The following is a 2,309-nucleotide window of genomic DNA, read 5'->3' on the forward strand; positions in this document are numbered from 1 at the left end:
GCATATTTCCCTTTTGTTACCAAAAGGTATTGAGTCCAACCTAAAAGGTTGTTTTACGTGAGGGTAGGTGGTGTAAATTACCCTGGGGAGTCGGCTCCCCGCTTTACTTGACCAGTTCAGGTCGCGCAGTTTCCCCTCACACGGCTCCTAGGTATCTTTTTGGCTCCAGTGTATTTGTTGGTGACAACTTTGGTGAACTGCCATAAGGTTATTCCCCTTTTGGTTGTTATGGTTTCCGTCTATATGGTGGAGATGAATCCGTTCATTGTCTATGAAACCCAACCCACAATGTCCACAGGAATGGTTTTGCCTTTTTAAAGCTCTGGATGTCGCACTATCGTATAGTTTGGAGTTTCTTTTACTCCAGTAATTAAGGTCTCCATCATATGGAGACTTTGTGCCCCTGACATTTACGTGTTGATTTTGTTCATACCCTACAGTTGGGAAGCCTTTCTTACATAGTTCATTGGCTTTGTACCGGTTCACTTTCTTTTCCTTTCGGAATTTACGGTTTGCGGTTTTATTTAAAAACCATAACTTGTCTCTAGGGCTTTCCATGTAACAGCTTTTGTGGTAATTCCTCCATCCACGTACGATTGGTGCTAGTCTTGTTGCTTTCTTTTCGGCTCCATAGTTCGAGCTGTTGACCACTGATTTAATCTTCTTTCGTATGTTCCGGTGATTTTCCACTGAGGGAATACATCGGAATTTTCCGTTTTTCTGGACGCGGAAGTTCCACCCCAGGAAGTCAAATCCGTCTGTCGTTTTGGTTATCTTGGTCTTTTCTTCGCTGATTTCCATTCCTCGGTTTCTGAGAAAGTTTTTAATTTTCTCTAGGATTTTTTCTGCGTTGTCTTTTGGTTTGAGGATTATTACCATATCGTCGGCGTATCTTATACACCTATTTTTTGGGTTTATTTCCTCTATTCCATTTAGTGCGATATTGGCTAGAAGTGGACTAACTACACCTCCTTGGGGTGTTCCTTGCTCTAGGAATTCCGGATTGACGCCCGCTTTTAGACATCTGAAAATCCCCTGTTTCAGACCCGCTGGTGCTAGCAATCTATCCATGATTGAGCTGTGGGATATGCGGTCAAAACACTTCTTTATGTCTAGTTCTATTACTCTTTTGTGGATGCCGTTTTGTTTTGAATTCAGATTTAAAAATAGTAGTTTTTGTGCGTCTTGGGCACATCTACCTGTTCTGAATCCATAGCTGTAGGCACTGAACGTTGCCTCGTGGGCAGGTTCTAAAGCAAATTTAGCGAGACATTGCCATGCTCTATCCCGGATTGTCGGTACTTTCAGCATTCTTGTACCTCCATTTTTCTTGGTTATTGGGAATTCCTTCAAACCAAGGTGCGTCCAGTTTTCCCCACTAGATACTAGCATTTTAAGTACCTCGAACCTTTCTTTGTAGGTTAGGTGTGATTTCCCATCTACTCCTGCGGTTCTTTTTCCGGTGTTGAGCTGTGTCACTTGACGGATGGCCAAAAGTTGGGCAGAACGGGATTTCATTATCAGTTTCTGTAATGACCGAGCTTTCCTCAGGTCTCCGGCTTGAACTGCTTTATAAACTCTTCTTTGTAGGCGGAAAAGGTTCCGGCGGAGTTCTTTCCACTTTTGGCTTTTCCATAGGTCACTATATCTTTTTGACATGTGTCTACCCATGCTCTCCTAGGATTTGTTTATCTTGATACCCGTAGCCAGTTTCCGGCTACATCTTACCCGACATTAGGGATTAGGTTTGGCATAACTTACTGAAGGTTCGACTATTTCTTCAGACCTGTTTGTGCTGTCGTTTTTACTCGTTCCGTTCTAAGGATTGTTTTGACGATTTAGGGCAATCCATTTTGCCTATCCCTTCCTCGAAAGTTACAGATACCGTGGGAACAGTTCTGTGAGGATAAAAGGATGCATTCCACATTGTTTGTTCAGATTGTGGTAGGGCGATTAGACACTTTTTTAGGATTTTTGCTACTGTTACCCATGTCGCCTCCCTCTTAGCGGTAGTGTGGATAATCTGTTTTTCCTCTAATTCCGCCCTGTTGCCAGCTTCACTCTGCAAGGTTGCCGCCTTGCTCGGTGTGGCCAAGATAAGGAGTCACTTGCTTTCTCAAGGGATGGGTTTTCACCATCATCCGAAGAACAGTTAGGATTTTGAAGTTTTTCAACTTCGCGAATCCCCCTAGTCATACCTCTCCTGTTTCAGGAGGCTCCTCCTAGGAACGAGCCGCACTCCCACATCGCCTTTCGGCAAAGCCGACGCTACGCGAACAGGAAAATCCCGACGGCTCCATTGAAATCTC

At 44.0% G+C, this 2,309-nt stretch carries 2 protein-coding genes; both read right to left on the bottom strand.

Features of this window, described 5'->3' with window-relative positions; all coding sequences use genetic code 11:
- Nucleotides 1-147 precede the first annotated feature (147 nt).
- Nucleotides 148-1,659, bottom strand: coding sequence for a reverse transcriptase domain-containing protein (locus tag F6K53_RS37610; protein ID WP_293084762.1), 1,512 nt, complete (start codon nucleotides 1,657-1,659; stop codon nucleotides 148-150).
- A 145-nt stretch (nucleotides 1,660-1,804) separates the two neighbouring features.
- Nucleotides 1,805-2,095 carry a hypothetical protein gene (locus tag F6K53_RS37615; RefSeq protein ID WP_293018267.1) on the bottom strand — a complete coding sequence of 97 codons (291 nt, stop codon included), beginning with the start codon at nucleotides 2,093-2,095 and terminating at the stop codon, nucleotides 1,805-1,807.
- Nucleotides 2,096-2,309 lie beyond the last annotated feature (214 nt).

The sequence above is a fragment of the Moorena sp. SIO4A1 genome (assembly GCF_010672065.1).
Classification (GTDB): domain Bacteria; phylum Cyanobacteriota; class Cyanobacteriia; order Cyanobacteriales; family Coleofasciculaceae; genus Moorena.